Origin of the sequence: Faecalibacterium sp. DFI.5.82 (genome assembly GCF_029076575.1) — a bacterium.
GTDB lineage: Bacteria > Bacillota > Clostridia > Oscillospirales > Ruminococcaceae > Faecalibacterium > Faecalibacterium duncaniae.
The window spans coordinates 619,097-632,329 of sequence record NZ_JARFIS010000001.1 but is presented as its reverse complement, the minus strand read 5'-3'; the positions used below and the strand labels follow the sequence as shown (position 1 = coordinate 632,329).

Annotated in this window: 12 protein-coding genes; 2 read left to right on the top strand and 10 right to left on the bottom strand. The window is 53.9% G+C overall.

Annotated features, from left to right (window positions below):
* Window positions 1-17 precede the first annotated feature (17 nt).
* Complete coding sequence (locus P0G09_RS03235) at window positions 18-1,205, top strand: tyrosine-type recombinase/integrase (protein WP_275251906.1); 1,188 nt, start codon at window positions 18-20, stop codon at window positions 1,203-1,205.
* Window positions 1,202-1,711 (top strand): GNAT family N-acetyltransferase, encoded by a 510-nt coding sequence (locus tag P0G09_RS03230; RefSeq protein ID WP_275251905.1) that lies wholly within the window; start codon window positions 1,202-1,204, stop codon window positions 1,709-1,711. The genes P0G09_RS03235 and P0G09_RS03230 overlap by 4 nt, the downstream gene beginning before the upstream one ends.
* A gap of 270 nt (window positions 1,712-1,981) precedes the next feature.
* Here the strand turns inward: P0G09_RS03230 and P0G09_RS03225 are convergent, their stop codons facing one another.
* The 10 genes from P0G09_RS03225 to P0G09_RS03180 all read right to left on the bottom strand — a co-directional run bounded on the left by P0G09_RS03225 (window position 1,982) and on the right by P0G09_RS03180 (window position 12,953).
* Window positions 1,982-2,812: an N-acetylmuramoyl-L-alanine amidase gene (locus P0G09_RS03225; RefSeq protein ID WP_275251904.1), complete on the bottom strand. Its 831-nt coding sequence runs from the start codon at window positions 2,810-2,812 to the stop codon at window positions 1,982-1,984.
* Between the two features lie 86 nt (window positions 2,813-2,898).
* Window positions 2,899-5,295, bottom strand: coding sequence for an endonuclease MutS2 (locus P0G09_RS03220; protein WP_275251903.1), 2,397 nt, complete (start codon window positions 5,293-5,295; stop codon window positions 2,899-2,901).
* 48 nt (window positions 5,296-5,343) lie between these two features.
* A complete protein-coding gene (gene recO / locus P0G09_RS03215; RefSeq protein WP_275251902.1) occupies window positions 5,344-6,090 on the bottom strand; it encodes a DNA repair protein RecO in 747 nt (248 codons plus the stop codon).
* A gap of 51 nt (window positions 6,091-6,141) precedes the next feature.
* Window positions 6,142-7,062, bottom strand: a complete 921-nt coding sequence (era, locus tag P0G09_RS03210) for a GTPase Era (RefSeq protein ID WP_005934257.1) — start codon at window positions 7,060-7,062, stop codon at window positions 6,142-6,144.
* A gap of 51 nt (window positions 7,063-7,113) precedes the next feature.
* Window positions 7,114-7,605 carry an rRNA maturation RNase YbeY gene (ybeY, locus tag P0G09_RS03205; RefSeq protein WP_227622038.1) on the bottom strand — a complete coding sequence of 164 codons (492 nt, stop codon included), beginning with the start codon at window positions 7,603-7,605 and terminating at the stop codon, window positions 7,114-7,116.
* A gap of 52 nt (window positions 7,606-7,657) precedes the next feature.
* A complete protein-coding gene (locus P0G09_RS03200; protein WP_275251901.1) occupies window positions 7,658-8,620 on the bottom strand; it encodes a PhoH family protein in 963 nt (320 codons plus the stop codon).
* Between the two features lie 219 nt (window positions 8,621-8,839).
* On the bottom strand, window positions 8,840-9,727 hold the full coding sequence (locus P0G09_RS03195) for a sugar phosphate isomerase/epimerase (protein WP_154276130.1): 888 nt from the start codon (window positions 9,725-9,727) through the stop codon (window positions 8,840-8,842).
* 32 nt (window positions 9,728-9,759) lie between these two features.
* Window positions 9,760-10,770, bottom strand: a complete 1,011-nt coding sequence (locus P0G09_RS03190) for a Gfo/Idh/MocA family oxidoreductase (protein ID WP_005934245.1) — start codon at window positions 10,768-10,770, stop codon at window positions 9,760-9,762.
* 56 nt (window positions 10,771-10,826) lie between these two features.
* Window positions 10,827-12,053 carry a Gfo/Idh/MocA family oxidoreductase gene (locus P0G09_RS03185; protein WP_275251900.1) on the bottom strand — a complete coding sequence of 409 codons (1,227 nt, stop codon included), beginning with the start codon at window positions 12,051-12,053 and terminating at the stop codon, window positions 10,827-10,829.
* Between the two features lie 27 nt (window positions 12,054-12,080).
* Complete coding sequence (locus P0G09_RS03180; RefSeq protein WP_005934239.1) at window positions 12,081-12,953, bottom strand: sugar phosphate isomerase/epimerase family protein; 873 nt, start codon at window positions 12,951-12,953, stop codon at window positions 12,081-12,083.
* Window positions 12,954-13,233 lie beyond the last annotated feature (280 nt).

Here is a 13,233-nt window from a genome sequence, read left to right as displayed (position 1 = left end):
GAATTTACGGAGAAACTATGTCAATCTATCTTGATGAAAAAAATCCGGGCAAGCATCCGCCGTTTGATGATGCTTCGCCGGATATTGTGGAATATGTGCGGTACCTGGAGGTGATCGCGGGCAAAAGCGCCAACACGGCCTTCAGTTATTACTGCGATCTGCGCGGTTTTTCCCGTTTTATGAAACGCCGCCGCGGGCTGGTTCCGGCAGATACGGAGATCAAGGATACTGACCCCAAGGGTCTGGATACAGCCTTCTGGGGCAGTGTGAGTAAAGAGGACATCTATGAATATCTCTATTTTCTGAACCGCGAATGCGGCAACAAGAAATCCTCGACCGCCCGGCGGCTGGCCAGCCTGCACGGCTTTTATGATTACTTGGTCAATCAGGTCAATAAGCTGACAGAGAACCCGACTGCCTCCATCAAGCCGCCCAAGCAGGATAAAGTCCTGCCCAAATATCTGACAACGGAACAGTCCATGGATCTGCTGGAGAGCACGCAATATCAGAGCGATTTTCCGGAGCGGGATTACTGCATGGTGGTTCTGTTCCTGAACTGTGGAATGCGACTTTCTGAGTTGGTGGGCATGGATCTGGGCGATATCGACCTGGAACAGCGGCAGATCAGGCTCTTTGGTAAGGGTCACAAGGAACGGATGGTCTATCTGAATGAGGCCTGCGTCGAAGCCCTGCAGCTCTACCTGGCCAAACGCAACACGATGGAGGGCCTGAATCCAAAGGAAAAGGCTGTGTTTGTGACGCGCCGCCGGAAGGAGCGCATTTCCAACCGCAGGGTGGAGCAGCTCGTCACCGGTGCCATGAAAGCAGCCGGGCTCAAGGGCTTTTCCACCCATAAGCTGCGTCACACTGCGGCAACGCTGATGTATCAGACCGGCAATGTGGATATTCTGACCCTTAAGCAGCTGCTGGGTCACAGCAGTGTGGGCACAACGCAAATTTATACGCATCTGCAGGAATTTCAGGTGCGTGCTGCCATTGAGCAGAACCCGCTGGGTACAGTTACACCTGAAAAAGCACGCTTGGATACAACAAAACGGGCAGCAGGGGAGAACAGAGGGGAAAATAACGCCGATTCGATGGATGTTGAAGACGCTGCAGGCCCGATGGAAGCTTTTGAGGGTGCTGCCAATGATGGCATCCGGGTGGATATCTCTTCTATGCCTGGGGATAAGGAAACTGTATGAACTATATCAACTTCTCTAAGAGCTATCATGTGCGGATGTTGATAGAACGCGATATTCCGTTGATTTTAAGACTTTGTGAGAAAAACACACAGTTTTATGAACATTGTCCGCCATTTGTAACTGCGGAAAGCATTCTGGATGATATGTGTGCCTTGCCGCAGCGCAAAATGGACGAACCTCAGGATAAGTATTATCTCGGATTTTTTGATGGTGCCGAGCAGCTTGTGGCTGTGATGGACTTTATTGACCATTATCCAACGGAACGAAGCTGCTTCATCGGATTCTTTATGATGGAGCGTTCTGTACAGGGACATGGCATTGGGAGCAGGATCATCACAGAGCTGTGTACGTATCTGCACAGTCTGGGCTACGAGTATATCCGGTTGGGTTACGTGGATGGCAACAAGCAAAGTGAATCGTTCTGGAAAAAGAATCAGTTCACAGATACTGGATTGAGAAATCACTCGCAGGACTATACGGTCGTTGTAATGAACCGGATGCTGTAACAGATCAATAACAGGAAAAACGTGTGTAAAAAACGCAAAATACACAGTTATTGTAAAACAGGCCGCCAGAGCTCAGATTGAGCCGAGGCGGCCTTAAAAACGCCCAAAACTGGAAAAGAGGGCTTTTTCACTCCCCTATGTTTCGCATAACCTGCATTATACGAAAAGACAATAATCAAAAAATCAGACCCTCCTCTCTCTTCCCGCTGCGGGTTCTGAGATCTCAGAGGGTCTGACCGATCAACTGTTGTTATAGAAAATATGTACCCATCACTCTTCCGGCAATGGTGTGGTTTCAAAGTATGCGCAGATCGCTTCATAGTATGCACGCGCAGTCCGCTTGCATCCATCCTCACTGCCGAACTGGGCTACATCGGTATCGCTGGTCACAAAACACTGCTCCGCCAGCACTGCTGGACAATTTACATCTTCCAGAATCGTAAAGCTGCGCTCTACCCGCACTTCCTTGTGGCTGCTCTCCACCAGCTGTTTTACTTCCCCTTGGTAATAAATGTATCGGATTCCACCGCGTCCCCGCAGGCTGGCCCCTGCCGCCTGCATAGCCCCGGCAAGCTGCTTTGCAAAATAATAGCTCTCCTGATGGTATGCTCGTCCTGGAACAGCCGGATAACATTCAAACCCGGCTGCGCTGGAGCCTTCGGGTGCTGAATTGCCGTGGACAGACAGCAACAGATCCGGATCCTGTGCATTGGCGGCAGCGGCGCGTTCAGCAGGTTTTGCGGTGCTGTCGTAACTTTCCCGGGTGGTCAGTGGGATATAATTGGGGTCACGCTCCAGCCAGGCGCTCAAAGCCTCCGCTGTGGTAGCGGTCATCTCGCTTTCCTGCACCACTCCCCTTGCACCCGGATCTGAGCCGCCATGTCCTGCATCGATCACAATACGGTACGGCGGCTCACCGATGGTCGGACGAAAATCATCATCGTCCACGGTCGGTGTTGGCTGTCCAATGGAGAAAGCCGCCTGCCACAGATACAGCCCAAAACTGACACCAATAAAACAGAGAACCAGAACCAATGCGCTGCCAAAGGAAAAGCCATTGCCCCTTTTCTTTCTTTTGCGCTGTACCGAATGTTTTGCCATGATGACTTCCCTGCCGTTTTATAAGAAACGCCCGCCCAAAGAATGATCTTCCGGACGGGCGCTGCCGGGAAACTCCCGGTATGTTTTTACTTCAATTCAACCACGGTCACACCGCTCTCGCCCTCACCATAACGGCCCAGCCGGAAGCTTTTTACCATCCGGTTTCCGCGCAGATGTTTGTGGATCGCAGTGCGCAGAGCACCGGTACCGTTGCCATGGATCAGGTACACCACTGTCTGCCCGTTCAGAATGGCGCGATCGATATAAGCATCCACCTCAGGCAGAGCTTCATCCACAGTCAGGCCCAGCAGATTCAGCTCCATTTTGGCCGAACGCTGCACACGCTCTACCCTGCCGTTGGGCCGGTTTGCATCGCCCGTCAGGCGGGAATAGCGCTGCTGTGCCTTGGTTTTGGGCTGAGGCTCTTTGATGAGCTTATCCGGCTGCTTCAGGCCCTTGAGCGGGACCTTGGTCTTGATGATGCCGGCACGCACCAGAACATCGCCGTTTTTATCCGGCAGTGCCAGCACGGTGGCCAGCTGGTTGAGCTCTGCAATACAGACCTCCTGCCCTACCTTGACTTCTTTCAGTGGGACAAACTCCTTGACAGGGTTATGCACCACCTCAGTACCGATAAAGAGCTTTTCAGACTCTTTCTTTGCGATCTCGCGGGCACGTTGGGCTTTCTGCTGGGTGCTCAGGCGCTCGTCCTTCTGCAGCTGGCGCAGCTCATCGGTCAGTGCATACGCCTTGCTTTCCACCTGCTGTGCCAGCGCACGTGCCTTGGCACGGGCAGCTTCCAACTCGTTTTCGCCCTGCTGGATCAATTCATCCCGCTTTTTCTGAGCGGTCTCCAGCTGGTGAGAAGCCTCATTCTTCAGCTCCTCAACCTCGTCCTGGCTCTCTTTCAGCTGCAGCTTCAGGTCGTCCAGCTGGCCCAAAACTGCATCCAGGCGCTTATCCTCGGCAGACAGATGCTGTTGGGCTGCCTCAATGACGCGCTCCGGGATGCCCAGCTTCTCACTGATGAGGAAGGCGTTGGACTTGCCGGGCACACCTACGCTCAGCTTGTAAGTCGGGCGCAGTGTCTCCAGATCAAACTCGCAGCTGGCATTGACTACACCCTTGGTTTCCAGCGCAAACACCTTCAGTTCGGCGTAGTGAGTGGTTGCCATCAGCAGCACACCGCGGCGGCGTAGTTCCTCGATGATGGCCACGGCCAGCGCTGCACCTTCGGCAGGGTCAGTGCCCGCGCCAAGCTCATCCAATAAGACCAGCGTGTGCGGCATGGCAAGTTCCAGAATACCGGTGATCTTCTTCATGTGGCCGGAGAAAGTAGAAAGACTCTGTTCGATGCTCTGCTCATCACCGATGTCCACAAGAAATTCATCGAACACGCAGATCTCACTACGTTCATCGGCAGGAATCAGGAAGCCGCACTGTGCCATTGCGCACAGCAGACCCGCCGTTTTCAGGGTGACGGTTTTACCACCGGTGTTCGGGCCGGTGATGATGAGCGAATCGTACGCTTTACCCAACGCAATGTCCACAGGTACACACTTTTTGGGGTCAATGAGCGGATGACGCGCCCGAATGAGCGAAAAGGAGCTGTCGGTGCGGACAGAGGGCTTGAATGCCTTCATATCCAGAGCCAGACGAGCCTTTGCCAACAGCACATCAATTTCCAGCATTGCCTTGTAGCTGTACTGGAACTGAGGCTCAATGGCAGCTACCTGTGCCGTAAATGCCACCAGAATGCGTTCGATCTCCTGCGCTTCTTGTGCACGATACTGCAGAATGCGTGCATTTGCCTCCACGACCGCCTGCGGCTCCACAAAGACGGTAGCACCGGTGGACGAGACATCATGGATGATGCCGCTCACCTCGCCGCGATACTCGCTCTTAACGGGCACAACATACCGTCCATTGCGGATGGAGACCACACTCTCCTGCAAATACTTGGAGGTGTCCATATTTCGGACCATGCTTTCCAGCCGGTCGCGGATGCTGTTCTCCGTAGCGCGGATCTTTTTGCGCAGCTCGTTCAGGGTGTGGGAAGCCGTGTCTGCCATGGCATCCGGAGCCAGAATGGCGCTGGAGATCTGCTGCTCCAGCCCGGGCTGAGGTGCCAGCGCGTAGAACAGGTCATCTGTAGGCAGGGCATCATGTTCCGAGGAGCCATACCAGCTGGTCAGGTTCTGAAAGTTGCGCAGAGCGCCGGCCACCATCAGCAGCTCCCCCATTGAGAGCACACCGCCCTTGACCGCACGGGCTACCAGAGAGCTGACACCCTCTACCCCGCCAAAGCGCGGAGACCCGTTTTTGATGAGCAGACTGTTGATGGCATCGGTCTGTTCCAGCGCGTAACGTACTTCATCTGGGTCGCACTGAGGCTCCAGAGCCAGCAGCTGCTCTCTAGCTTCCTTGCACACGCAGCCCTCGGATGCACGCGCAATGATCTTATCAAGCTCTAAAGTTTTCAAATAGCTTGTTTCCATGTTTGTTCCCTATATCAAAATTGTTTATCCCGGTCAAGGCAGAACGGATTTCAAAAAGTCGTAACTTTTCAGCGGTTTGTCCAGGTGGGTCAAAGCGTAGCGCTCTGCCACCGCAGACAGCTTTGCCAGACTGCCGACCGAGATTTTGAATGCAAATATTTTCTTATCTTCTACAAGGCAGATATGACGCAGGGCATACAAGGCACCCATGTCCAGATTGCAGATTTTGCCCGCCTTTTTCGCACAGTCCTCACAGAGCAGAATGCCCTCCTGCGGGTCAAGATAAAACGCGGGGCCATCGTATTTTTCACAGATCCTGCAGCAGACCAGCTGCGGCAGAAAGCCGCACTCGCTCATGGTACGCAGCTCAAACACAGCCTTGACCACATGCAGGTCGGTTTTCCCCTCGCTGATCATATACAGGCAGTTCAGCAGCAGGCGCAGTTCCTTGGCAGCTTCCTCCCCCGTAGGAGAAAGCGCCGCCGCCATCTCGGCAAGATACATGGCAAGGCTCATCCCCTCGATGGTGGAGGAAATGCCGTGAAATACGTTGCGCACTTCCGCTTCCCGGATGGTGTACATATTCCGGCCGGGTAGCAGCACAAATTCAGAGTAGCAAAAAAGCCCGCAGGCGCTGAATAATTTGTTCTTCAGCCGCAGGCTGCTCTGTGCTGAGGCCGAAATGACCCCCAGCTCCGGTGTAAGAATGGTCAGAATCCGGTCAGATTCCTTGTACCGGGTCTCTTTTAACACAAGCCCAGGTGTTACGATCGTATCCATCTGCATATTCTCCCTGCCCGAGCAGTGTCCCGGGCAATGTAAAGAGAAAAATCAACGATTATTCGGGTTCTGTTTGAAGCCAAAGTTGTTCAGCAGAAACTCATTGTCCCGCCAATCTGCTTTGACCTTGACCCAGCACTGCAGGTTGACCCGGCAGCCCAGAAATTCCTCACAGTCTGCACGGGCAGAGCTGGCGATCTTTTTCAGCATCGCACCGCCCTTGCCAATGACCATGCCCTTATGGCTCTCGCGCTCGCAGTAGATATTTACATCGATATCCACCAGATCTGTACCGGGGCGCTCCTTGAAACGCTCCACCACGACCGCAATGCCGTGCGGGATCTCATCCCGCATATACAGCAGTGCCTTTTCACGGATGACCTCCGCCACCAGTTCCTTTTCCGGCATATCGGTGTAGGCATCATCGTCAAAGTAGTGCGGGCCCTCCACAGCATACTGGCTCAGGGCATCGAACAGTTCCTCACAGTGGTCGTCTGCCCGGACGCTTACGGTGTAAATGGCATCAAACACACCCAGCTCCTTGAGCTCAGCCTTGCGGGCTTCCAAATCAGCAGGCTCCTTGACAAGATCGGTCTTATTGATGACTGCAATGGCCGGGCCGCCGCTGCTGCGCAGAGCGTCCACCAGAACCATTTCCGGCTCATTCAGGGCACCGTATGGCTCAAACAGCATCATGGAAACATCCACATCCGCGATGGAATCGCTGGCCGTCTTGTCCATCCGCTTGCCAAGCTTATTGTGGGCCTTATGCACGCCCGGGGTGTCCAGCAAAACATACTGCAGAGGGCCGCGGGTCACAACGCCGGTGATGCGGGTGCGGGTCGTCTGGGGTTTGGAGGTGACAATGGCCACCTTCTCCCCCACCAGACGATTGGTCAGGCTGGATTTGCCCACGTTCGGGCGGCCGATGACCGCCACGAACACAGATGAGGTATCGTAATGCTGCTGCATGGGTGCTGCGTTTTTCAAAATAGAACTCCTATCCTTTGCCGATATCTGTGATCATTCCGTATAGCTGACGGTGCGGGGCAGGCCAAGCTGGGTCAGCACAGCCTCTTCCTTTTCGCGCATCCGCATGGCTTCCAGACCGCCGTTCTCATGGTCGTAGCCCAGCAGATGCAGCATGGAGTGAACGGTCAGGAAAGCGACTTCACGCTGCAACGGATGGCCGTAGAGCGTTGCCTGCTCCTGAGCACGTTCCATGCTGATGACGATATCCCCCAGCATCTTGCAGCCGTTGTTCTCATCCACATCGTAAACGCCGTTTTCTCCCAGAGGAAAGCTCAACACATCGGTGGGCATCGGCTTGTTGCGGTACTGGTTGTTCAGCTCTGCAATGGCAGCGTTATCCACAAAAGTCACGCTGATCTCAGCAGGCTCATCGAAGTGCTCATATTCCAGCACGGCATTGCAGGCGCGGCGGATCAGGATCCGCAGGCCCGAAGGTACTTTTACGACTTTCTGTGAATTGGTGATCAAAACTTTATTGGACATAACATTCCTCTCCCTTCATTTTATGCTGCAATTGCAGCTTTCCGCGTCGGTTTCAACGCTTGGCCGGGTGCGCAGCCGCTTCGTAGGCCTTGATGATCTCCTGCACCAGACGATGGCGGACAACATCCTTCTCCGTAAAATAGCACTGTGCAATGCCATCCACGTTCTTGAGAATATGCAGCGCATCCACAAGGCCGCTGCGGGTACGGTCCGGCAGATCGATCTGGGTCACATCGCCGGTCACAACCACCTTGGAACCTACACCCATACGGGTCAGAAACATCTTCATCTGCTCCGGCGTGGTGTTCTGCGCCTCATCCAGGATGATAAAGGAATCATCCAGCGTGCGGCCGCGCATATACGCCAGCGGAGCAACCTCAATGATCTGCTTTTCCACCAGGCGCTCATAAGTCTCAGCACCCAGCATATCGAACAGACCATCGTAGAGAGGACGCAGGTAAGGGTCTACCTTCTGCTGCAGATCACCGGGCAGAAAACCCAACTTCTCGCCTGCTTCCACGGCGGGGCGGGTCAGCACAATGCGGGAAACATCCTTGGCCTTGAACGCTTTGACCGCCATTGCAACGGCCAGATAGGTCTTGCCGGTACCGGCGGGACCCACGCCAAAGGTCACCACGTTCTTGCGGATAGCATTCAGATATTCCTTTTGGCCCAGTGTCTTGGGTCGGATGGGGCGGCCCTTGACTGTGACCGTGACAAAATCATCAGTCAGCTCCCGGACACGCTGCTCCTTTCCATCGTGAGCAAGGCTCAGGCAGTAGCGCACCGTTTGATCCTCCAGCGGCGTGTGGTTTTCGATCAGGAGCAGCATCCCCTCCACGGCACGCACAGCAGCGGCCACGTTGGCCTCCTCGCCAGAGAGGCGAAGCATCGTACCCCGGCAGACTGCCGTGACAGAGAACTCCTTTTCCAATAGACGAATGTTGCGGTCACAGTTGCCAAAGATGGCAGCGGCGATCTCCACACTATCCAACTCAATACTTTTTTCGGCCATGTAGCTCCTCCAGCGGTTTATGAATTTCCACATCTATTGTACCACCAAAGGCTCAAATAGAAAACTGTGAAACTTGCACAAAATATTTTCAACATTTTGGAGCGTGTTACAAAGCAGAACCCTGAAACATAAAAAATCGATGCTGCTCTACATTTCCGCAAAACAGCATCGATTTCATTTTATCGGATCGTAAAAAACGATTCTTCAGAAACTTTTCAATTAGAACCAGTCGCCGAAGCCCATCTTGACCAGGTTGTCGTGGCTGATCTTCAGGCTATCGAACGGATCACGGCCATAGCAGTCATCCTGCTCCACCAGGAAGTACTCGCCGCCGCCCTCCAGGCCAGCCTGGATGATAGCGGGCATATCCAGAGTGCCTTCGCCAACCTCAGCAAACTGCACAATGTTGGTGAAGTTGCTCATGAACTTCATCATGCCTTCCTTGCTGGTGAAGTCCACGCCGCCCTCGGGGATGGGCATCTCACCGATGCGGTAATCCTTCAGGTGGACCAGACGGATGCTGCCGGCATACTTCTTGATGAACTTAACAGGGTCCTGGCCGCCGCGGTGGATCCAGTGGCTGTCCAGCTCAAAGCCCAGAGCAGGAGCATTTGCGCGGATGATGTCCAGCAGGAACTCGCCGTCGTAACGAACGAACTCTACGTGATGGTTGTGGTAGTACAGGTCAATGCCGTCTTCCTTCAGCTTCAGAGCATACTCATTTGCTTCCTTGGCGAAATCCACGGCCTTCTGGTAGTTGCCCATGCAGGTCATGGGCAGCATGCCGATGCGCAGCATATCGCAGTCCAGCTTACGGCAGTCCTCAACGATCTTCTTATAGTCGTCGGGATTGCACAGGAACTCGCCGGGCATACCGGGCAGCATGGGAGAGGTGGATGCGGTGCAGGAAGAGACATTCAGGCCCAGCTCGTCGATAGCCTTGCGGAAGCCTGCAACGTTCTCAGCGGTCATGGGGACCTGAGAGATCTCGACGCAGTGATAGCCGATATCAGCCAGCTTGCCCATGCTCTCGTATGCATCGAAGTGAGGCATCTTATTGGGGGCAATGGTGCTCATCTGAACACCGATCAAACCTTTGTTTGCCATGGTTCATTTCTCCTTCTATCTGTGTTTTGCGGTCACGGAGCGACGGGATGGCCAGCCTTGCTGCTTGCATGGATGGCATCGATCAGCCGAATGCTCATTTCCGCATCTCTTACATGGATGTAATCGTCTGTGTTGTTCTCAATGGCGCGGTAAAACTTGTTGATCAGGATGCCATGAGAAGCACCAAAATAGAACTTGGCACCGGGCAGCTTCTCGTTCTCACACAGCTTAGTGCGCACACCATCTGCATCGATCCGGAACAGGGCATCATCCTCGATCAGGAAGGAAGCCTTTTCACAGGCAACCTTGATCTGGACGCTCTCGTTGGTGTAATCACAGTTGGTGGCAAAGAACACACCGTTTGCACCATTAGCAAAGTGCAGGCGGGCAGCCACGGTGTCCTCGACCTCAATGCCGTAATCTGCCAGCTGATTCACCGAGCCATGGATGGCATCGATGTCGCCACACAGATAATACAGCAAATCCAGCGTGTGAACACTCTGGTTGATCATGCAGCCGCCGCCAGCAGTTTCCAGCTGGCCGCGCCAGGGCTGTTCGTCATAGTAAGCCTTGCCGCGGAACCAGGGCACAAAGCCGCGGCAGCCGATGACCTTGCCATATTCGCCGCCATCGATGATCTTTTTCAGTTCAACGGTGGTGCGGTTCAGACGATTCTGCAGGCAGATGCCGATCTTGACCTCAGGGTGCGCAGCCTCAAATTCCACGAACTCCTTGGCCTGTGCGGTGTTCAGACCCACCGGCTTCTCGCAGAAGACATTCACACCGTGGGAAGCAAAGTACTCCGACACGGGCACATGCAGGTAATGCGGCAGGCAGAGATGTACCACATCGGGATGCTCCTTTTCCAGAAGCTCCTCATAGTCCGTATAGAACGGCACGGCCTTTGCTGCAGCAGGCAGCTTTTCCTGCACAGCGGGATTGTTATCGCACACGGCACACAGTTCGATCTCAGGATTTGCCACAATGATGGGCAGATGAACCTGAAAGATGGTGCCGCAGCCAATGATCGCAGCTCTTTTCATGGAAACGCAACTCCTTGTAAGCCTAGAACAGGCATTGCTTTTTTCAGGGATACTGATTACTCGCGGACGGGGAACTTGCCCTCAGCCTCGATCAGCTTGTTCAGCTCAGCAGCATACTCCTCGGGATCGCAGGGGTTGGAGACCTCGCGGCCGGTCCATGCAGACAGCTGGCTGCTGTTTGCCAGGTTGACACCGTTGATGCCGTCCTCGCCGGGAGCCAGCAGCGGGCTGCCGGTCAGGATGTGAGCAGCAAAGTTCTGCATAACGGTGGTGTGCTGGAAGCCCCAGCCATCGTTGTTCTCAAAGGTCTCTTCGGTGTACAGCTTGGAGCCTGCACCGTTGCCGCTGGTCAGCATGGCAACTTCCATCATGCTCATGTGCTCGTTCAGGTAATCCTCAGTGCAGGGGTTGCCTTCCTTATCGATGTAGTGGTAGACATGAGCGGTCTTGCTGTTGTCAACCACGATCTTGCCGCCGTCCAGGTCGATCTCCAGACGATCGGTGCCGATGGCATCGTGGGTGCAGGTGGTAAAGGTGCCGGTAGCGCCGTTAGCGAACTCGACCAGCATGGTCACGTCGTTCTCAACGCCGATGTTACGATGGCAGCCGTTGATGTTCTTGGAGAAGACCTTCACGGGGATGCCGCAGATCCACTGCCACAGGTCGAGCTGATGGGGAGCCTGGTTGACCAGGACACCGCCGCCTTCGCCGCCCCAGGTAGCACGCCATGCGCTCTGCTGGTAGTAGCTGTCAGGACGCCACCAGGAGTTGATCATCCACTGAGAGCGGCGGATCTCGCCCAGCTCACCGCTGGCAACGATCTCCTTGATCTTCTGATACAGCTTGTTGGTGCGCTGGTTGAACATGATGCCGAAGGAAACCTCGGGATGAGCCTTAGCGCAGGCGATCATCTTCTGAACATCCTTGCTGCGGACACCGGCGGGCTTCTCGCACAGAACGTTCATGCCATGCTCCATAGCGTAGATGGAGATCTCGTGGTGCAGGTAGTGAGGAACGGTGGTGATGATGGCATCAACAGTGCCGCTGGCGATCATATCCTTCCAATCCTTGAAGAAGGGCACATCGGGGTACTGCTCCTTGCACATCTTCTCCTTCTCGGGGTCGATATCACACAGAGCGCCCAGTGCGCAGTTGTCGGGGCACGGTGCGCAGACCATGCCGGGGAACGGAGCGGGAGCGTTGGTCAGGAAGCGAGCGTAGCTGCCGCCCTGAGCACCGATACCGATCAGGCCATAACGAATCTTTCCTTCAGTCTTTTCCATTTGAATCTTCTCCTTTTTTCTGTTACGTTAAAATTTTGCCAGAATATCGCACAGTGCGTGATACTGTGCGGCGTAACCTTCAGCACCGTTTTTATACTTGTTCTCACGGATGATGTTCTTTGCATCCGTGGTCTCAAGGCTCTGCAGGCTGTCAAACAGCACCAGATGCGGCTCCAGGGTCAGGAAGCCGGTATAGCCCTCTTCCACGATGGCCTTGTGCAGCAGCTCGGGGATCTTTCCCTCGCCGGTACCGCAGAGCACATTCTCCTTGTCGGTAGAAACGGCATCCTTGATATGAATATATACAATGTACGGGCGGAGAGCATCCCAGCATTTGGCGGTATCCTCGCCGCACTGTACAAAGTTTGCAAAGTCGAATGCGGACTTGAAGTGTGCGCTGTTCAGCGTCTGCATCAGGTCAACACAGCGGGAAAGAACATCACCATAGATATCCTTCTCGTTTTCGTGCATCAGGATCACGTCGTGCTTCTCAGCAATGGCAATGAACTTGCGCAGCTTCTCGATGACAGCGTCACGATAGTCGGCAGGATCCTTGCCTTCCGGCATAAAGAAGCTGAACATGCGGATGTACTTGCAATTCAGGACCTTAGCGATCTCGCACAGCGTTTCCAGCTGAGCACACTGCTTTTCAAAGCCCTCTTCATCGTCGATCTTGACCTTGCCAATGGGACTGCCCAGGCTGGAAACGCCAACACCAGCGGCCTGCAGACGGGGCAGCAGATCGGTCTTGACTTCCTCAACGGTAAAGTCAGCGATTCCCTTTTTATCTGCACTGCGCAGGCTGATGTACTGCATTCCAAGCTCACGGACTGTCTTGAGCTGCTCATCAAAAGAAGAGCTGATCTCATCGGCAAAGCCGGAAATATAAATATCCTTCATAAAAATCTCCTTTTTTGTGTAGGATACAAGCCTTACTGTAACTAATATATCACAATTGTTAAAAAAATGCCGCACAAATCTTTTTCGGTTTTTTTAGCACATTGTGCAACAGATTTTGTTGTTTTGTTGCATATCATGAAACAAGGTGCATCAAACCAATCTTGTGGGGTGAAAAAAGGAGAAAAACTGTGCAAAATGTCCATTTTCGACTTCGATTTCTTGGCAGCGAAAAACAGAACAGCAGGATTCACAATGTAAATGGCACAGGATTTACACACGA

Coding starts and splice junctions, on each gene's coding strand:
- recO (WP_275251902.1), bottom strand. CDS start 6,090: ATGGATACGATCGTAACACCTGGGCTTGTGTTAAAAGAGACCCGGTAC.
- P0G09_RS03225 (WP_275251904.1), bottom strand. CDS start 2,812: ATGGCAAAACATTCGGTACAGCGCAAAAGAAAGAAAAGGGGCAATGGC.
- era (WP_005934257.1), bottom strand. CDS start 7,062: ATGCAGCAGCATTACGATACCTCATCTGTGTTCGTGGCGGTCATCGGC.
- P0G09_RS03185 (WP_275251900.1), bottom strand. CDS start 12,053: ATGGAAAAGACTGAAGGAAAGATTCGTTATGGCCTGATCGGTATCGGT.
- P0G09_RS03230 (WP_275251905.1), top strand. CDS start 1,202: ATGAACTATATCAACTTCTCTAAGAGCTATCATGTGCGGATGTTGATA.
- P0G09_RS03235 (WP_275251906.1), top strand. CDS start 18: ATGTCAATCTATCTTGATGAAAAAAATCCGGGCAAGCATCCGCCGTTT.
- P0G09_RS03200 (WP_275251901.1), bottom strand. CDS start 8,620: ATGGCCGAAAAAAGTATTGAGTTGGATAGTGTGGAGATCGCCGCTGCC.
- P0G09_RS03190 (WP_005934245.1), bottom strand. CDS start 10,770: ATGAAAAGAGCTGCGATCATTGGCTGCGGCACCATCTTTCAGGTTCAT.
- P0G09_RS03195 (WP_154276130.1), bottom strand. CDS start 9,727: ATGGCAAACAAAGGTTTGATCGGTGTTCAGATGAGCACCATTGCCCCC.
- P0G09_RS03180 (WP_005934239.1), bottom strand. CDS start 12,953: ATGAAGGATATTTATATTTCCGGCTTTGCCGATGAGATCAGCTCTTCT.
- ybeY (WP_227622038.1), bottom strand. CDS start 7,605: ATGTCCAATAAAGTTTTGATCACCAATTCACAGAAAGTCGTAAAAGTA.